An 18237-nucleotide genomic window follows, 5' to 3' on the forward strand; every position below is an offset into this window, starting at 1 on the left:
GCGACATCGCCAGGCATGTCGTTAGAATTTGTTGTCGCTGAGCCCCCATCAGGCTCCATATGTTGCATGGTGAAATTAAAGGAGTGATTCAAGCCAGCGCTTGATCCTGCAAGCCGGCCGCATCGCGAATTGACGCTCTCGCGCTGCGGGTATAGCGCGGCGAGATGCCGCAATGTTGTACATGTCGTTGCGATGTCGCGATGTGCTACATTGCGTTTATGGCAGATGTCGTGACGAAGATCGTCATATCGGGCAAGCTCTCCTATGAAGACGAGATCACTGTCCGGCAGGCCGCCCGCATCGTCGCCTTCCTCAATGCGGATGAGGGTGATGCGGAGTCGCTCGACGATGTGACCTCCGGTGAGTCACCGCCGCGCGATGCGTCGAAGGCCAAGGGGGTACAGAGCCCAAGGGAAGCCATCGACGTCTCGGGAGCCAAAAAGAACCCGGAGAAGATCGTCGCCCTCGGGGCGTATGTCTTGCAGGACGGCGGCGAGACCTTCAAGGCCGAGGATGTGAAGGCTCAGTTCCGTCGCGCACGCGAGACGGCGCCCGGCAATTTCTCGCGCGATCTCTCGGCAGCCGTCGCTGCCGGCTGGATTGCCGAAGACACCCGTGGCGAGTACTACCTCACGAACAAGGCGAAGGGGATTTTCGACGGCGACTTCTCGTTCACGGATGGCCCGAAGTCGCGCAGCCCGCGGAAGGCCGCCAAGGTACCCAAGGCGAAGACGCAAAAACCGGATGTGTTCGCCGAGATTGACGAGTTCCAATCAACGATGGAGGGATTCCCCGCCTACAGCAAGATGAAGACCAACAAAGACAAGCTTCTCTGGGTCGTCCTGTTTTCGAAGTTGCACAGCATCAAAGGTCTAGTGAACAAGGACATCGAATGGCTCACTGACCACATCGGAGACGGCGTTCCCAACGGGCAGATCACCGCAGCGTTCAACAGTGCGAAGTCGGCAGGCTACGCGAACCGCTCGACTCAGGACCAGACGATTCGCATCACGGAGGCGGGGCAGACTTACCTCGCCAGTCTCGGTTCCGCAGGGAAGTGAGTCACATCCGACCATGACGACTCACGATCTGGTCGCCCTTTGAACTGAATTCAGCACCTAGGACTGACCTTACAGGCGCTCGTCCTCGCTGGGTTGTCTGCAGCGCGATGCAACGACAGGACTGTGACGCCAGCGGCTGCGTCACAGCTCTATCAACTGCCGACCGGGGGTCAAGCTTTGCCCCTCGTGGAAGCCTCTAGCAGATCGAAATGTTTGCTGCGGGCAAATTCTTGCTCCGTCACAGCTCCGTGAAACACTGGTCACCGTTGATCATCGACGAAGGATGAAACTGCAGGTCAGAAGGCCGATACGTCTGTCCCAATCGAGATGGCCGCCAGGGCGACAAAATCTACACCATCTTCGAAGGCACCTCCGAAATCCAGCGCCTCGTGATCGCCGGCGCGATCTCGGGGATGCGCATCCGGTAGACGTTTCCGCAGGTCAGAGGCTGATTTCAGGCTGGTCAGGGTACAGGCCGTCGTCCGGTTCCCAGGAGGTACTGGGGGAGCGTACGACGGCCTGCTCCGTGACTGCTACATGGAATTTGAGAGAGAAGAGTCGGGTGAGCCTGGAGTCCACAGCCTTCCGCGCCCGCTCGTGCGACGACGGCAGCATGTGGGTGTACAGCAGGAGCGTGAACCCAGGGTCGCCGTGACCGAGGCACTCCGACAGCTCCTTGATGTTGACGCCGTCAGCCAGCGTGATGCTCGCGTAGTAATGCCGGAGCGCGTGCATCCCATTCTCCCGGCCGGAGACGTACTGCCGTCGACCGCGCCGATCCGTCTTCGGTGCCGCGATCACACCCGCGTGGAAGAGCGCTGGCTTCCAAACGAGCTCGTCGTACGTCCGCGCCCGACTGTGCTTGTCGTCCGTCCACCGGAACAGAAGCTTCACGGTCCGTGTCGTTCTTCGGCAACGCGAACACGAACTCCCGCCCCAACCTCTTCACCTGCCGCCGAACTGGATGACCATCTCCCCAAAGTCGATGTCCTCCTCAGCCAGTCCGAACAACTCACCCTGCCGCCACCCACACGCGGCTCCGACTGCCGCGATCGGCCTGTACGCCGGCGGATGCCCCTCAACGATCCGCAGTACGACGTCACGACGACAGCATCGTGATCCAGGGATTCAAGCTCGACCCTGAGACGATGGCTGAGGTCAACGCGACCGCGCCGGTACAAGAGAACGAGACAGTTGTGCGCATCCCGGCTGGGATTTCGGCCGTCCTGAGAGGAGCACTGGGCGACAGCTGAACCTCTCACGTTCCAACTGTTCCGCTCGGCGCAGCACAGCGCGCTGCATCTTGAGACCCGCGATCTGTACGACCCGGAAGACCCCGACTGGAACGAGTGGAGAGCAGGCAACCACTTCGATCCCGCTGTCCGCTGGAAGACGTTTCACGACTTGGTGCGTGACACGACCGGTAGAGGTGTTGAGGTATGGCGTGCTCGCATCATTTCGGAGCCGATCAGTGAGTACGTGCAGTTCGAGTACGACGTCACCGAGCCACACAACGTCGCGGCCGGCGAGCAGGTGCGTTAGCTGCCGCGACGACAGACGGCCGGGCTGTTGGTTACACCGAACGACTTCTGGGTGTTCGACGAACAAACAGTTCTGTGGAACTTCTGCGATGGCAACGGGGCATGGGTAGGTGAAGAACGCTCGGACGATCCCGACTTGGTTAAGTTGTGCGTAGCAGCATTCGAGGCTGCCTGGGATCGAGCGATCGCGCACAAGGAGTACCACCCGAGCTGACACGAGGCCTGTAACCGTTGCCGACACCACCCGCCTTCTCGAATGCCCAGATGGCCAAACGCGACTTCGGCGCCCGTCTCGGTAAGATCCGGAAGACTGCCGGCCTCACCGCGCGGGCGCTCGCGTCATCCTGCGGCTGGCACGAATCGAAGGTCTCGCGCATCGAGAACGGCAAGACCTCACCGTCGGCCGACGACATTCGTCTTTGGGCCACGCAGTGCCGGGCAACCGACCAGACCACCGATCTCGTCGCCTCATTGGAGGCGATCGAGGGCATGTTCGTCCAATGGAAGCGGATGGAACGCGGTGGCCTTCGACGCGCGCACCAATCGGTCATGCCGCTCTGGCAACGCACCCGACGCTTCCGTACGTACTCGCCTTGGCTGATCCCCGGCGCAGTGCAAACTGAGAGCTACACCCGAGCGCTCCTCCGCGGTACGGCGGCCCGCCGCGGCCTCCCGGACGACGTCGAAGATGCGGTCAAGGTGCGCAATCAACGCCTCAAACTGCTCCATCAAAGCGACCGGGCGTTCGCCGTACTCGTAGAGGAAGCTGTACTCCGAAACGTCATGGGTGACACCGACGTCATGGCCGGCCAACTCGGCTACCTACTCACCGTCAGCGAACTTCCGTCGGTCTCGCTCGGCATCCTCCCCCTGGGTGCGGACCGTACTGCCATGCCTCCGGTCGAGGACTTCTGGATCTTCGATGACGCCCAGGTCAACGTCGAACTGATCTCCGGCTACCTAACCATCACCCAGCCCGGCGAGGTCGCCATGTACGCCGATGCCTTCGCCCGCCTATCCAAGATCGCCGTCGTCGGAGCCCCCGCACGACGCTTGATCGCCTCAGCTCTCGAGGCTCTGGAATAGCTGTGCAAGTACGTGCAAGTTCATAGTTGTCGCATGCTCTGAACTCCTACCGTCTAAGCACGGTCAGGGCGGCGGGAGAGTTCCGAGCGCGCATCTGCGGTGTGTGATTTCCCTGCCCTGTCGCCCTGGCCGCTCCAGGAGGCGGCCGCGATGAAAGGACGGGGCAAGTGGATGTGACGAAGAAGCCGGTGCTCGAATGGCCGGTACTGCATTCAGCACAGGAGTTGGACTGCGACGGCCGAAACCCGCGCACTGACGACGCCTGCATCTTGGGCTACCACCGCGGCCCGCACAGAGACGAGGCAGGCACCGACTGGCTCGACGACCTGTGATCACACCACCAGCAGCCAACTCGCCGACGATCTAGGCGCAGCCGCTTCTCTTCAGAAGAGAGTCGCGGCTGCTCATCCGCCGTGCCACTTGCCGCCTCGCCGATGGGGGCACCCAGCAATTCGGCGAGCGTGAGCGGCTCGCGGCCGGAAGCCGTTGCCAAGTGCAACAGGAGCCGGGCGCAGGCGAGCGAGTCGTAGGTCGCGCGGTGCGGTACTAGACCATCCGGCAGGCCTCTGGCCAGCCCGATCTCGACCAGATCCGGTGGCCTCTGCCCCGTTGCTCTCGACGTCGACAACGGCATACTCGAACGCGGTCCACGAGTCGGTGAATTGGTCCACGGCGACGCGCCTCCGTTCGACGTTGATACGGCTGCAGGGACCGGCCCTGTGGGCAGCCTGAGCTGTAGACGTGCTGAGCAAGTCCAAGTCTGGCGTGACCGATTGCTCCATTGCTGCATCTGGACAGGCGCGCGTCGCACGCATCTGGTAACTCCCTTGGCCTAGCATCTGGCTGAAGGTGAGCCGCCTAACAGAGCGGACAATTAGACCGCGCCTCCGTCGAGCGGACTCGTCGGCGGGCTCTGGATCTCCAAGGCCACCGACGGGCGGCCTCCGGTTGATCAGGGCAGTTGAAACCAGTTACCTAACCTTCCGGCTTGCGAACTAATCTCGCCTCTCGCCTTGGGTCAGCGCCAACGGGGGTCCAGCAAGAGCTTGCGCTGGTTGGACTCCGACAGGGCTGGCTTCGCGCCGGTTGCTTGCAGGTTCTCTGCCCCACTGGAGACCGAGATGATTATGCGCGGCAGGACAAGGCGCATTTCTCGTAGGTTGCCGAAGTCGATGGTCTGGACTACACCTGTCGGGGAGATCCGCTCGAGGGAACATCCATCGGTGCCATCAATGAATGACGGCACTCGTGTCCAGTCGGCGTCGCAGTAGTCGAGTGTTGCCGGTAGCGGTTGTTCGAGCTTCTCGATCGAGACTGTAACCAGACCGATGCCGTTGGATGTCCGCACCCTGGCCCGGGCACCCGTTTGCTGAGCCGTGATGCCCTTAGCCGGGAAACGCGGATAGCGGATCTTCTTGCCGCTCGGGTAAGCGACGCCGATCCCGATCGTTTTGACAGATTGGGGGAGAGGAATCGTGCTCCCGTCCGGAGGGAGGCCGAGATCCCGTAGGGCGGTCGTCAGTTCTTGCTGCATCGGCGGACGCGTCGGTGTGGGCGTGCGGGTCGGAGTTGCAGCCGGAGTCGCGGTGATCGGGGTGCTGGCCGTCGGTGGGGGCGAGGAGTTCGACGGGCCATTGCACGCGCTTGTCCCGAGGAGGGCCGATGCGGCGACAAGAGCCACGAGGTACCGACGTTGGCTATCGAACATAGCCACCTGTAGTCGCATCGGGCCATTCTGTCGCAAGCTGGTTCCATCTGCGGTCACCCTGTTCGGGCACTTCCGAACCAGCGGGCCCCTGGACGACCTCATCAGCCGGGTGATGATGTGGGTAGGAAAGCGGCAGGTTCAGTGCTGCACCTCGCAGTCTCCGGTCATCGTGGGTTGTCCGAAGCAACAGAAGCCTGGATCGCGGCCGAGCTGCGGCGAACAGTTGAGGCCAAAGGAATATCCGACCTCGTCGGAATCTCGTGTCTCGCCGACGGCGCCGACGCAATTTCGCTTGGACGATCCTCGACCTCGGTGGACGTCTGATCGCGGTCATACCCCGACCACCTACCGCGACGGCCTGCGAGCCTCCCACCACCCAACCTACGACGCGCTCCTGTCCGCGGCCTCGGAAACGATCGCCTTGGATCATGCGATCTCTGACTCTGACGCGCAAATGGACGCGAGTCTCCACATGCCCGACCGAGCCGACGATTGATCGCCGTTTGGGACGGCCAACCCGCCCGAGGCCACGGCGGAACGGCCGACGTCGTGCAAGCCGCACGTGACAAGGACCTACCGGTGACAGTCGTGTGGCCACCAGGCGTCACGCGCGACTGAAGGCTATCTACGATTCCTACCGCTCGAGGCAGGAACCTCAGTTCATGAGGACGCCCTGAAGTCAACCGACGCGGTTCTGCGCCAGGAACCGTCCATGAGTGCCCGTCGGCCGGACCTGCTGAGGCCGGCGATCAAGCGCGTCTGTGTGTGGGACAGCCTTCCGGTTCGCGGGTCGGCGCCTGGTATGCAAAGGACCGGCTGCTGCCGGACGATACCTTCAGGGTCGAGTTCTTCGATGGGCCCCACGTGCCCGACCAGAACCCCCCACCACCGAAGGCGCAGGCGAGTCGATGAGCCAGGACACCCTGATCGGCGCACTGAGTGAGCTAGAAGCGCTGCCGTCCCAGCATCCGCTGCTCAGCGAGCAGCTCCTTCCACCTGCGGACTCGGACAAGCTCACAGCGATCGCCGAGGCCGCGGGGATCCCACTTCCTGACAGCCTTAAGACCCTCTACTCCCGGCACGACGGTGCCCGTAACAGCGACGATGCGTTACCGACCATGTATCTGTTTCCGGACGACTTCCACTTCATGTTCACGGAGTGGATCTCCCAGGAGTGGAGGTTCCCGGTGACCTGGTCACGCGACGCCGGCCACCCTGGCCTGCCGTTCGCCAAGCACGACACTGGGATGTTTCTGGTCGGCTGCCCGGATGGCACCGTCTGGCGGACCTCGTGGACCTCACGCTGCCAGGATGGCCGGACGGCACGATGCGCGGCCTCATCAACGGCGTCTGCAACGTCCTCCGCGCCGAAAACGACGACTACGCCGTCGAGACCTCCGATAGCGGACTCAACTGGGTAGAGCTGGAGCAGGGAATGAACCGCATCCGTACACGAATGACGATCGGCGCCTGCGGCGGCGAGCGGTGGTGCTGTCATGGCGCGTACCGACCAGTTGTGTCGGCGTCGACGATGTAGCTGGCGGCTTCGATGGTGAGGATGGTGTTCTGGATGGTGCGGCGGCCCGCAGTGTTGTCGTCCTAAGAAGGGCAGGGCGGCGGGGGTCGCGTGTCGCCGCGCGATGAAGGTGTCAGCGCGGGCGGCCGCACCACCAGATCGGGTCAAGGGGCGGGATCGATTGCGGCTACCACCTCCCTTAAGGACTCGTTGCGGCTTCGTCGGGAATCGCCGGGGCAGGAGAGTCGTCGCCTCCGGTGGCACGGGGGGCTGCGTTGCCGGCTTTGGGGTTTCCGTGCCGGGGTGCTGCGGGTCAGGGGTGATCGTTGTGGTGGCGGCGGGTGGTGTGGTGGTCGTCCGGCCCATCCGCCGTGGGGTGGTGACGGGTTGCGGTGTGGGGGCTCGGACGGTGATTCCCAGCAGGCGGCGATCAGTGCGTCGAACTCGGCGCGCAGCAGGTCGTCGTCGTCGAGGACGAGGTCTGTGAAGGCCTCGGCGATGGTGTGCTGCCGGTCGGTCGCGGTCATCGATCCCACCTCATCGACAACTCCTCCCACGTCACGTCACGGGACCGAGACCGGGACCGAGACCGGGACCGATGCCAGTGACGTGACGTGATGTGGCGTGGCGTGGCGTGGCGTGGTGTGGTGTGGTGTGGGTCAGGCGTCGAGCTGTTTGCGGTCGTCGTTGTCGGCCGCGCTGATCGCGATCTTGCGCGGCTTGGCCTTCTCCGCGATCGGGATCTTCAGCGTCAGTACGCCGGCCTCGTAGCTCGCCTCGATCCGGTCGGCGTCCAGGGTGTCGCCGAGGAACAGCTGCCGGGAGAACACCCCGAGCGGACGTTCCGCGACCTGCATCTCCACGCCGTCGCCGAGCTCGAGCGGCCGGCGTTCGGCCTTCACCGTGAGCACGTTGCGCTCCACGTCGAGATCGATCGCCTCCGGCGAGATCCCGGGCAGATCGAACGAAACGACGTACCGGTCGCCGTCACGGTAGGCGTCCATCGGCATCGGGCTCGGCCGCGACCACGTGCCCGGCGCCTGACTGCCGAAGAACTGCTGGGCGAACCGGTCCAGCTCTCGGAACGGGTCGGTGCGCATCAACATCGTCCTACACCTCCTGAAAGTTTCGACCAGTGGTGTCAACACGCACTTTCCTTATAACATGTCATCGAAACGATGACAAGCAGCAAAAGTCAGCGAACCGCTGACACAATGCGACAGGCAAGGAGGTGACCATGACACCCACCGACACCCCCACCGACACACCCGGCGAAACCCCCACCGACACACCGGCCGACACACCCGGTGAAACGCCCGCAGCACCCACAGCACCGGCGGCACCCGTGGCACCCGTGGCGCCCGCGGCACCCGCGGTACGGGCTGCACCGGGGGCACCGGCGTCGGGGTCGGCGGCGGCCGCGATCGCGGCCGTCGAGGAAACCGTCCACCAGGTCACACACCACCAAGACACCCCGACGCCCGGGCAGCCAGACACCACCAGCCCAGACACCAGCCCAGACACCAACCCGGACACCAACAACCCGGACACCAACCCGGACGCCGCCGGCCGGGACGCCGCCGGCCCGGACGACGTACTGACCGCGCTGGCCGGCCTGCGCGCCGTCCAAGACCGGCTCGCCACCTGGGAACCACTGCTCATCGGCGCCGCCCGCGCCCGCGGAGCCAGCTGGGCCGCGATCGCCCCCGCGCTCGGCCTCGCCAGCCGCCAAGCCGCCGAACGCCGCTACCTACGCCTCAACCCCCACGCCACCAACCCCACCGGCATGACCGGCGAACAACGCGTCAAAGCCGCCCGCGACCGCCGCGCCGGCGACCGCGCCGCCAACCAATGGGCCCGCGACAACGCCCCCCGCCTACGCCGGCTCGCCGCCCAAATCACCGCCCTCGACAACCTCGACCCAACCACCCAACAAGCCGTCGACCGCGTCCTGCACGCCCTCGGCAACAACGACACCGCAACACTCCTGACACCCCTGGCCGACGCCGGACACAAACTCCAACACACCCACCCCACACTCGCCGAACAAGCCGCCGACATCACCACCACCACCAACCGGCTACGCCACCCCACCTGAATGCCGGAAGCTCCGGGAGCGACCTTCACCACCAGGTCCAGCAGGGCAAATTGACGCCGGGCATGGATTTGCGGTGAAAGGGTAATGGCCCTGCTTCCGGCTGATCGTGCCGGACACCGACCGGAGGAGGAGTCATGGTACGAGCCGGGCTGTTGGTCCGAGTACACGCAAAGCCGGGCAAGGAGGCAGAAGTAGCACAGTTCTTGAAAGACGCGCAGGCGATCGTCGAGAAGGAGCCCGATACCCGGGCCTGGTTCGCCGTCCAGTTCGACGCGTCCACGTTCGGCATCTTCGACGTGTTCCCCGACGACGCCGGCCGGCAAGCGCATCTGGCCGGCGGCGTGGGCACCGCGCTCGGGCAGCGTGCTGAGGAACTGTTCACCGTGGCACCTGCGATCGAGAACGTCGACGTCCTCGCATCGAAGCTTCCGGCATGATCTCGGGCGCATAGGTAGGACACGAGAGGGGCGGCGAGGGTACTGGTGCGGTGCCGGGCCGACGCAGTACTGCGGACGTCCGTGCGCTGTGGCGATTCGGAGTCACGTGATGAGCCGCCACTGGTTGTGGTTCCCTCGCCGTCACCCGGTACGGCCCGGCGGACCCCGGGCGTTCGTCGGCCGGAGCTACAGCAGCAGGCCGAAGATGCGGAACGCCGCTTCCCAGTGTGCTGTCTGGGGATTCTTGACATCGGGGTCGATGACTTTGAAGGTGCGAGCAAGGGCGACACTCAACCCTCCCACCACTTCCGGCAACCGGGATTCGGTCTCCTCGCTGAGAGTCACGTCGAGCGGTGGCCATTTCGTCAGCTGCGCCAAGATCGGCTGCAACTCGATCTCGTCGTCGATCTCGCGGAACTCATGAATGCTCTGCTGCAAGCCCTTGGTGATGGGCAGGTCGCGCGGCTGGAGGATGTCCCGGCCGTTCGCCTTCGCCGTGCCCTGCCCGATCATCAGGAGATCGTGGAGCTTGTCGCTGACGAAGTCGCTGTAGCGCTTGAGGTCGTCCTTGTCGACGTCCAGACCGGCGGCAGCGCGGAAGAAGCGCTCGAACCTGTGCACAGCCATGACTGTCATGCCGTCTCCTTCAGATGGGCCTTCTCGGGTCGGGTTCTTCGCCAGGAGGCCCACAGGGTGGCGATGCCCAGCAGTGACACCAGAGCCAGGAAGCCGATGGAGAGCACTGTGAACACCTGCACCTGCTCGGAGGTGGGTGTCGGTAGATAGCCCACGGACAGCAGCCGGTACTGCCACGGCGTACCGGTGAGCACGAACGTGAGCGCGAGCGCGATGCTGTGTGTGTCGTCCCACAATGCGTGCAGCACCGAGACCCACAGATACATGAGGAGAACGGAACCGTTGAAGCGGAGCCGGCCGCCGCGCGCTTCCCGGAACAGGACTCCACCGAGGATTGCCGTCCACAGCCCGTGTCCGAACGGTGCCAGCACGCTGCGCACCAGCTCGGTCTGGACAAGAGCAGGCAACGACAGGCCTTTGACGGTCAGCAACGCGTTGAACGCGTATCCGGCCGACTCGAACGCCGCGAACCCGAAACCGACGGCGGCGCCGAGCACGAATCCGTCCCGGCCATGGCGCCGCGCCATGTGGCGGGTGACGAAGACGAGCCCGCCGAGCTTGGCAGCCTCTTCGATCAGGCCGACGCCGAGGAACAGCCAGACGGAGGGCTTCAGCAGGTAGGTCTCCAGCAAGGCTGCCGACAACACGCCCAGCAGGCCGCCCACGACGAAGGCTCTGACGATGAGCTCGGCCGTGAGGTGTTCGTCCCGCCACCTTTCGAACGACCAGGCGACGAACGTGACGGGGACGAGAAAGCTGCCGAGCAGGATCAGCGTGGGGACCAGATTGGTGTTGGCGGTCGCGAGCGTGACGACGAGGCAGGCGAGCCACAGAGCGAGGCCACCGGCAAGGATCTGAACCCACTCACGGTGGCCGCGTCGATGTGCCGACCTGGCGGCTGTGACGCCGGACATCCCGGTTCAGGTCTTCCCGCGCATCCGGTCGCGGACATCGTCCGCGACCAGTGCGAGCCCGATGGCGAGCAACCAGACGTCTTTGGCGATCGGGATGCCCTGCTCGGTCGGTCGGATGCTGCCTTCCTGCCGCAGACCTGGGGTGCGCAGGTACAGGCCGAGGAGGGCGCCGGAGAACGCGATGAGGCCGGCGCCGGCAAGCGCGGTGGGCACCACCGGGACCAGGAGCGCCGCACCGAGTGCGATCTCTCCAGCCGAGAGCGCTCCCACGAACCGTCGGGGATCGAGCCGGCGGACGGCGGGGTAGGCGCCTGCGGCGAATCCGTGGGTCTGCTTGGCAGCCGTCTCGTCCGCACGAAGCTTGGACACGCCGGAATTGAGGATGAAGGCTCCCGCGCCGATGCGCAGGGGTACCTCCCAAGCCTTCAGGTGCAGATCCACGGTTCGCCTCCGGTCTCGAGGTGCCCCGGGTCAGGTGGGAGTGCAGAGGGCGGGACTTGCGGTGCGCGCTCTGCTGGGTGACGTTCCGCGGCACGTTGTCGAGTCTCGTCAAGGAGACAGGTGCCGTCATCCCGGATTCTTGTAGTTCCCGCTGCTCCGGACGGCACGTCGTCGTCCAGGAGATGAGGTAGTGTGCGAACCACTGCAACAGGTATCCGTGCCGAGTACCTATGCTCCAGCCGTCAGGAGCCCGACCGGTCGTCGCCGCCGGTAGAACGCGTGTCGTACCGACCGGGAGAACTGCGTTCGTCCAATGCCTGATTCCCCTGTTTACAGTATCGGTGCGCTCGTGCGGATGCTTGGCATTCCGGCAGCGACGCTGCGGACGTGGGAGGATCGTTACAACGTCGTGGTTCCTGAGCGGAGTCCGGGCGGCCACCGCCTGTATTCGCGGGTACAGGTCGAGCAGCTGCGCTTCGTCCGGGACCGACTATCGGATGGAATGGCAGCCAGCGACGCCTACCGCCTGCTGCAGGGCCGCCTGGCCAGCGGCGTACCGCTGGAGCCGGCCAGGATTCCGGACGGAGACGGGCTGCTCGTCATGCTGGCCGAACAGGATCCGTTCGCCGCCGACTTCTCGGACTATTTCCTGCGGACCGAGGGGTACGGCGTCACGCTGGTCCCCACCGCCGAGCTGGCCCTGGCCGAAGCCGTGCGGAAGGTTCCGGATCTTGTCCTGATCGATCTGCTGATCTCCGGCGCGCAGGGACTGCGTCTCTGCGTCCAGCTCAGACAGCAGTTCGACCTCCCCGTACTGGCGATCTCGACGCTCGATCTTCGCGACGAGGCGCTGGAGGCGGGCGCCGCCGCCTTCTTGAAGAAACCGCTGGAGCCGCTGCGACTGGTGTCGGTCGTCCGGGACCTGCTGGGCCAAAGCGCCTACCTACGGTCCGACTCGGCAGCGACATCCAGCCTATGAACGGCCGAATCACGTCTGGGTCGGGGCCGCTCGACGTCGTCCTCGGTGGCGGGCTTCCCCGCGACGCGATCGTCCTGGTGATGGGTGCGCCCGGCGCCGGCAAGACGATCTTCGCGCAGCAATGGATCTTCGCCAACGCCACCCCGGAACGGTCGGCGCTGTACCTGACCACGGTCTCCGAGCCACTGGAGAAGGTCCTCCGGTACGGTCAGACGCTGTCGTTCTTCGACCCGGCGGCGGTCGGGCGCAGCGTGTGGTACGAAGACCTCGGGAGAATACTCCGCGACCACGGCCTGCCGGGGGTTCTCGAGCGCGTGCGCGAGCTCATCCGGGTCAGGAAGCCTGCGATGATCGTCATCGACAGCTTCAAGGCGATGCACCCGTACGCCAGCCGGAGCGGTGCCTTCCGCCCTTTTCTCCACGATCTCGCCGGCATGCTGAGCGCCTTCCCGGCGACGTCGCTGTGGGTAGGCGAGTACCAGGACGACGAGATCCAGCGCTCTCCCGAGTTCGCGGTGGCCGACGCCATCATCGCCCTGAAGAGCGTTCACTCGGCCGAACGCACCTCCCGGGCCCTGCAGGTACACAAGCTCCGGGGCGGCGGCTACCTGGCGGGGACGCATTCCTACCGCCTGTCCGAGGACGGCATCACCGTCTATCCGCGACTCGCGGACCCGGCGGATGCGGGGGATACGGGCGACCACGACGTCCAGAGCGTACGTATTCGGTCCGGCATCCGTGCGCTCGACGACATGCTCGAGGACGGCTTGTGTGCGGGTTCCTCGACCCTGGTCGCGGGACCCACCGGTACCGGGAAGACACTGATGGGGCTGCACTTCGTCTTCCAGGCCGTCGGCCAGGGCGACGGCGCGATCATCGCGACGATGCAGGAGGACCCGTCGCAGCTGGAGCGAACGGCGTCGCAGTTCGGCTGGTCTGTGAAGGACGGCAACCTGACAGTGATGTACCGCAGCCCCGTCGATCTGAACGTGGACCAGTGGGTGTACGAGCTTCTCGACACGATCGAGACGACCGGCGCGAGCAGGGTTCTCCTGGACAGCCTGGCGGACCTGCAGGCTGCGGCACCGGACCAGATCCGCTTCCGGGAGTACCTCTACTCTTTGCTGCACAGATCGTCGCGTCAGGGCACGAGCCTGATGATGACCTACGAGCTCCCTGAGCTGTTCGGCGTGTCGAAAATTTCGGACGTGGCTGCGTCGCACATGGCCGACAACGTCGTACTGCTGCAATACGCAGGCATCACCGGGCGGATGTCGCGCGCGCTGACCGTGCTGAAGACTCGGGCCGCCAACCACCGGTCCGGGGTGCGGGAGTTCCAGATCACCACCGAGGGGATCGGGCTGGTCCCTGCGCAGTCGTTGAGTGACTTTGTGCCTGGCCAGGGTACTCCGCACGTGTAGTTGCCTTCGGCACTTCCTCGACACACCTGGCGAGTCGTCAGCCACCGAGAGAGTCTTCAGGTGTACCGCGACGCACCCGTCGATCAAGGGGGACCGGCTGCCATGGACACGCAGAGGCCTGCGGAGGGTCGGCTTCGCGGACGGTCGGGCGAACTCAAAGCGGTTGCCGGCCTCCTCGACGCCGCGGCGACCGGTCACGAGGCGATCCTGCTGGTGGACGGTGCGCCGGGCATCGGGAAGACCCGGCTGCTCGCCGCGGCGGAGAAGCGGGCGAAGGACGACGGGTTCAGCGTCGTGAGTGCTCACGCCGGCGAGTTGCCACGGCCACTGCCGCTGGCGCCCCTGTTCTCCGGACTGGTCCTGGCACCACCGGGCGGTCGGCCCGCCCGGGCGCCCGGCACCGAGGTGCACCTGCACGCGTGCCTCGAAAAGCTCGCCGTTCACACCGGGAAGCTGGCCGCGCGGGGCCCGGTCTTCATCACCTTGGACGACGTTCAGTGGGCCGACGCGACGACCGTCACGGCGCTGCGCGAGTTGCCGGCGTGGGTGGGGGCGGACCACCCCGTCGGCTGGGCGCTGGTACGTCGGATCGGGACGCGGCAACCCTCGGACGAGTGTTTGTTCGGCGATTGGGAGCGCGAGGGAGCGGCTCGGATCGCACTCGGACCACTCGCGGATCATGCCGTGGTCGAGGTCATCGCTGACGTGCTGGGGGCGCGGCCGGACGACGACCTGTTGGCCATGGCCCGCGGTGCGGCGGGCAATCCGCGCCTTGTCCGGGCGCTCCTGGACGGACTGCGGAACGAGGGCGGCGTCGCGATCGCGGGCGGCCGGGCACGGCTGCTGGCCGAGCACCCCCCGGGGCAGGTGCGGGACGTCGTCCACGACTGGATCATGCGGCTCAGCGCCCCGGCGCGCCACCTTCTCGGCGTCGCCGCGTCCTTCGATCGGTTGTTCGGCGCGGACGACTTGGCCGACCTCCTTGGGTGGTCGAACGAGCAGGTGCGGCCGCCGCTGCAGGAGCTCGTCGCGGCTGACCTGCTCACCGTCGTGGCAAACGATGTGCTCGGCTTCCACCACGAGCTGGTCCGGAGGTCGGTGGCCGATGACGTTCCGGCGGCCGTGCGGATCGCGCTGTGTGGTGAGGTAGCGGCGAAACAGCGGCCTTCCCTGGCCCTGCCTGCGACTTCCGGGGCCGACCGGCGCAGCGGGAGCACATCCGTACGAGGCCGGGTGAACCTGCGCCACCAACTGCGGTGGGCGGACAAATGTGCCGACGGGTCGCAGGATGCAGCCGAGGCGTGGGGGGCGCTGACCGGTACCGAGCGGACGGTGGCCGAGCTGGTGGCGCAAGGGCTGACCAATCGCGAGGTGGCCGCGCGCGTCTTCCTCTCGCCGCACACCGTGTCGTTCCACCTGCGCAAGGTCTATCGCAAGCTCGGCATCCGAAGCCGGGTAGATCTGACGCGCGCGTTCGTCCACCGCGATCGCGATCGACGATCCGGTGACGACGCCACCGCCGGCACGCTGATCTGATGGGACGTCCGACGCGGTTCGATGTCCGCGGTACGTCGAGCCCCGGCCCGTCGCGCAGACCCTTACACGGGCGGGAGACGGAGGTACGCCGCCTCAGCGAATCCGTGATGGCCGCGGCGGCCGGCCAAGGTGGCGTCGTCATCGTTGACGGTACGGCGGGCATCGGAAAGAGCCGGCTGGTGCTGGAGGCGGCGAGCCGCGCGCGCCGCCTCGGGATCGGCGTAGCTCCCGGAGTCGCCGGCGAGCTGCGTCGGGCGACGCCACTGGCACCGTTGCTCGAGGCAATGCGCGTCAGCAGTCCGCCGATCATCGGTGATGCGACGTTCGATCCCGCACAGGTGCTGGAGTACGGCGCCCTCTCGCTCATCGACCAGCTCGAGAGTGCGCTCAGGAAAACGACCATCGACCACCCTGCCCTGATCACTCTGGACGACATGCAGTGGTCGGACTCTCTCACCGTGCTTGCGGTCAGGATCCTGACCGAACGTCTGGCGACCAGTCCGATCGTGTGGCTTCTGAGCCTGCGCGCCTGGCCGACCATGCCGACGCTGGACACGTTGATCTCCGACCTGGTCGCGGCAGGGGCCGTGCAGCTCGAGTTGGCACCACTGCCGCCGGCGGCTGTAGCGAAGATGGCCGGTGATCTGCTGGGAGCCGCACCGGACACCACGCTGCTGGAACTCTTGGACAAATGCGCCGGCAACCCCGCCATGGTCGCGGACCTGCTCTCGACACTCGCCGACGACCACGAGCTGATCATCGACGCGGCACATGCCCGGCTTCTGCCCTCCCGGGAACCTCGGCTGCGCCGATGGCTGACGCAGGTGTGTCCGCTGACCCGGCGACTGCTGAGCGTCGCATCGGTCTTCGGCCGAACCTTCGACGTACCACCCGTTGCACAGGTCCTGCACTGCCAGGTTGCCGAGTTGTTGCCGTTGATCCAGGAGGCGCTCGGGGTAGGTCTGCTCGTGGAGGAAGGCGCACAGCTGAGTTTCCAGCACACCCTCCTCCGCGAGGCGGTCTATGGGGCGCTCCCGGAACGTGCCCGGAAGACACTGCATCGCGAGGCTGCTGACGCTCTACTCGCCACTGGCGGCTCGATCTCCGAGGCAGCAGCCCATGCGATCACCGGTGCTGAGCCTGGAGACGACCGTGCCGTCGCGTTGCTGGTCCGTGCCTCCGACGAGGCCGCGCTCGACGCTCCTGGCACAGCCGCAGACCTCCGGCTGCGGGCCGTCGACCTGATGTCGACCGCTGACGCCGACCGCCCACAGCGCGTCATGGAGGCGACCGGTCTGCTGGTCCGGGCAGGGCGGAGCGCGGAGGCCCAAACGCTCGCCGAGGGCGCCTTGTGGGTCGATCTACCGGTCGAAGTCGAGGCGAGGCTTCGCTACCAACTGGCCGACTCTCTCGGGTTCGCGGGCTATTCGGCCTCTGCGTTGCACCACGCGACGACCGGGCTCGGCCTCCGGGGAGTCGACGACTCGACGCGATCCCTGCTCTTGGCCGCGGTGTCGAACGCGCATCTGGTGGCCGGCGACCCCGCTGCGGCGCTTCGCGCCGGCGAACACGCGATCGCCTTCGGCACCTCGCCGGTTCACGCCGGCCGGACGCTGCTCACCATGGGTGCGGCCGAGCGGGTGCGCGGCCGCCTGACGAGGTCGCTCGAACTGCTCGATCAAGCCGCCGACTTGCTGGCCTCCGAGCCGGCGCCGGAGCGTGGTCCTGAAGCCTCTTGGATGCGGGGAAGCACGCTGATGGCGCTCGATCGTTTCGAGGAGGCGCAAGCCGCGCTCGATACCGGGACCGGATGGGTGGGGGCGGCCGGCACGGAGTACACGGACGTGCTCGGGTACACCTGTCGCGCCGTGCTGCAGCTGCACCGGGGCCGGCTTGACGATGCCGTTGCCGAGGGCAATGCGGGTCTGATCCGAGCTGATCAGCTGCAGTCGTCGACGCAAGTGCCCGAGCTGTGCGCCGTACTCGCGGAGACCTACGCGTATCGCGGTGAGTTCGTGCTGGGGCACCGCCAGCTGCAGCGCGGGTTCAGCATGGTGTGGGAGCCCAGGAGTGTCGGGGCCCTGCGTCTGGCATGGGCGACGGCAATGCTCGATGACATGGCCGGCGAGGATCCTTCGCGCGTGCTCGCAGATCTTGCCGCTGTCTGTGATCAGCTACCGAACGGGCTGCAGCTGCTCGCGTTCGATCCGATGGCGGCACCGTACCTGGTCGGGCTGGCACTGCGCGCGAACGATGCCGAGCGGGCGGATCTGGCCGCTCAGGCGGCGGCGTCCCTCGGCCGTACCAACTGCGACGTGATCTCCTTCGGCGCCGCGGCCATGCAGGCCGGTGCGCTGCTCGACGACGACGTCGACCGCCTGGTAGCGGCTGCTGTTGCGTTCGAAGCGAGTCCCCGGCCTTTGGCCCGGGCACGTGCCGCCGAGGATGCCGCACGGGTTCTGCTCAGGCGTGGCCGGCATGCACAGGCGGTTGAAGAGTTCGAGTTGGCAATTGCCGACTACGACGCCGCCGGCGCCGTCGTACTCGCCCGGCGCGCCCGAGAGCAGCTGGCCGACGGGACGAGTCCGGGAGGGGGAGTGCGGACGACCGGACAGCCCGCCTTCGGCTGGGCGAGCATGACGGCCGCTGAGCTCCGGGTCGCGCGACTCGCCTCCACCGGACTCACCAACCGGGCCATCGCCGACGAGCTCGGCCTGTCCCCGTACACGGTGGAGTCACACCTGCGGCACTCCTTTCGCAAGCTCGACGTCCGGTCCCGGGTCGAACTGACCCGCGTGGTCCTGGCGGCGGACCGTTGATCGACGAGCGCGGGCGATCCTGCGCTCCGTGGCGCGGGATGACC

16 protein-coding genes and 2 pseudogenes are annotated in these 18237 nt (G+C 66.2%); 12 read left to right on the plus strand and 6 right to left on the minus strand.

Annotated features, from left to right (window positions below):
• Nucleotides 1–218: 218 nt before the first annotated feature.
• The gene (locus ACFYRH_RS15960; RefSeq protein WP_387774496.1) at nt 219–1061 is read left to right on the plus strand and encodes a hypothetical protein; all 843 of its coding nucleotides are present in this window, start codon (nt 219–221) and stop codon (nt 1059–1061) included.
• A 441-nt stretch (nt 1062–1502) separates the two neighbouring features.
• Here ACFYRH_RS15960 and ACFYRH_RS15965 read toward each other — a convergent pair whose 3' ends face one another.
• Nucleotides 1503–1955: a hypothetical protein gene (locus ACFYRH_RS15965; RefSeq protein WP_387774499.1), complete on the minus strand. Its 453-nt coding sequence runs from the start codon at nt 1953–1955 to the stop codon at nt 1503–1505.
• 375 nt (nt 1956–2330) lie between these two features.
• Here ACFYRH_RS15965 and ACFYRH_RS15970 point away from each other — a divergent pair.
• The 3 genes and pseudogenes from ACFYRH_RS15970 (at nt 2331) to ACFYRH_RS15980 (ending at nt 4020) form a co-directional block, all read left to right on the plus strand.
• Nucleotides 2331–2816: pseudogene (locus tag ACFYRH_RS15970) on the plus strand (DUF6879 family protein).
• A gap of 50 nt (nt 2817–2866) precedes the next feature.
• Nucleotides 2867–3688, plus strand: coding sequence for a helix-turn-helix domain-containing protein (locus ACFYRH_RS15975; RefSeq protein WP_387774502.1), 822 nt, complete (start codon nt 2867–2869; stop codon nt 3686–3688).
• Between the two features lie 167 nt (nt 3689–3855).
• Nucleotides 3856–4020 carry a hypothetical protein gene (locus ACFYRH_RS15980; protein ID WP_387774505.1) on the plus strand — a complete coding sequence of 55 codons (165 nt, stop codon included), beginning with the start codon at nt 3856–3858 and terminating at the stop codon, nt 4018–4020.
• 686 nt (nt 4021–4706) lie between these two features.
• Here the strand turns inward: ACFYRH_RS15980 and ACFYRH_RS15985 are convergent.
• Complete coding sequence (locus tag ACFYRH_RS15985) at nt 4707–5222, minus strand: hypothetical protein (RefSeq protein ID WP_387774508.1); 516 nt, start codon at nt 5220–5222, stop codon at nt 4707–4709.
• A gap of 1082 nt (nt 5223–6304) precedes the next feature.
• Between ACFYRH_RS15985 and ACFYRH_RS15990 the strand changes: the two are divergent.
• A pseudogene (locus ACFYRH_RS15990) lies at nt 6305–6670 on the plus strand (SMI1/KNR4 family protein); the annotation flags it as partial.
• Between the two features lie 17 nt (nt 6671–6687).
• Nucleotides 6688–6933, plus strand: a complete 246-nt coding sequence (locus ACFYRH_RS15995; RefSeq protein WP_387775321.1) for a hypothetical protein — start codon at nt 6688–6690, stop codon at nt 6931–6933.
• Between the two features lie 638 nt (nt 6934–7571).
• Here ACFYRH_RS15995 and ACFYRH_RS16000 read toward each other — a convergent pair.
• Nucleotides 7572–8018, minus strand: a complete 447-nt coding sequence (locus ACFYRH_RS16000; RefSeq protein ID WP_387774511.1) for an Hsp20/alpha crystallin family protein — start codon at nt 8016–8018, stop codon at nt 7572–7574.
• 131 nt (nt 8019–8149) lie between these two features.
• Here ACFYRH_RS16000 and ACFYRH_RS16005 point away from each other — a divergent pair, with 131 nt between their 5' ends.
• Both ACFYRH_RS16005 and ACFYRH_RS16010 read left to right on the plus strand, forming a co-directional pair.
• Nucleotides 8150–9010: a hypothetical protein gene (locus ACFYRH_RS16005; protein WP_387774514.1), complete on the plus strand. Its 861-nt coding sequence runs from the start codon at nt 8150–8152 to the stop codon at nt 9008–9010.
• A 134-nt stretch (nt 9011–9144) separates the two neighbouring features.
• On the plus strand, nt 9145–9447 hold the full coding sequence (locus ACFYRH_RS16010; RefSeq protein ID WP_387774517.1) for a putative quinol monooxygenase: 303 nt from the start codon (nt 9145–9147) through the stop codon (nt 9445–9447).
• A gap of 186 nt (nt 9448–9633) precedes the next feature.
• Here ACFYRH_RS16010 and ACFYRH_RS16015 read toward each other — a convergent pair whose 3' ends face one another.
• From ACFYRH_RS16015 to ACFYRH_RS16025, 3 genes are read right to left on the minus strand one after another with little or no spacing between them, the layout of a single operon-like run.
• Nucleotides 9634–10068, minus strand: a complete 435-nt coding sequence (locus tag ACFYRH_RS16015; RefSeq protein WP_387774520.1) for a DUF1931 family protein — start codon at nt 10066–10068, stop codon at nt 9634–9636.
• An 11-nt stretch (nt 10069–10079) separates the two neighbouring features.
• A complete protein-coding gene (locus ACFYRH_RS16020; protein ID WP_387774523.1) occupies nt 10080–10997 on the minus strand; it encodes a PrsW family intramembrane metalloprotease in 918 nt (305 codons plus the stop codon).
• Nucleotides 10998–11003: 6 nt separating this feature from the next.
• Complete coding sequence (locus ACFYRH_RS16025; protein ID WP_387774526.1) at nt 11004–11366, minus strand: hypothetical protein; 363 nt, start codon at nt 11364–11366, stop codon at nt 11004–11006.
• 385 nt (nt 11367–11751) lie between these two features.
• On the opposite strand from ACFYRH_RS16025, the gene ACFYRH_RS16030 reads away from it, so the two are divergent.
• The 4 genes from ACFYRH_RS16030 to ACFYRH_RS16045 all read left to right on the plus strand — a co-directional run bounded on the left by ACFYRH_RS16030 (nt 11752) and on the right by ACFYRH_RS16045 (nt 18193).
• Entirely contained in the window at nt 11752–12417 is a 666-nt protein-coding gene (locus ACFYRH_RS16030) for a MerR family transcriptional regulator (protein WP_387774529.1), read from the plus strand.
• Nucleotides 12414–13838: an RAD55 family ATPase gene (locus tag ACFYRH_RS16035; RefSeq protein WP_387774532.1), complete on the plus strand. Its 1425-nt coding sequence runs from the start codon at nt 12414–12416 to the stop codon at nt 13836–13838. The genes ACFYRH_RS16030 and ACFYRH_RS16035 overlap by 4 nt, the downstream gene beginning before the upstream one ends.
• Nucleotides 13839–13940: 102 nt before the next feature.
• Nucleotides 13941–15374: an AAA family ATPase gene (locus ACFYRH_RS16040; protein WP_387774535.1), complete on the plus strand. Its 1434-nt coding sequence runs from the start codon at nt 13941–13943 to the stop codon at nt 15372–15374.
• Nucleotides 15374–18193: an AAA family ATPase gene (locus ACFYRH_RS16045; protein WP_387774538.1), complete on the plus strand. Its 2820-nt coding sequence runs from the start codon at nt 15374–15376 to the stop codon at nt 18191–18193. The genes ACFYRH_RS16040 and ACFYRH_RS16045 overlap by 1 nt, the downstream gene beginning before the upstream one ends.
• The last annotated feature ends 44 nt before the right edge of the window (nt 18194–18237 follow it).

This window comes from Kribbella sp. NPDC004875, assembly GCF_042873375.1.
Lineage (GTDB): Bacteria > Actinomycetota > Actinomycetes > Propionibacteriales > Kribbellaceae > Kribbella.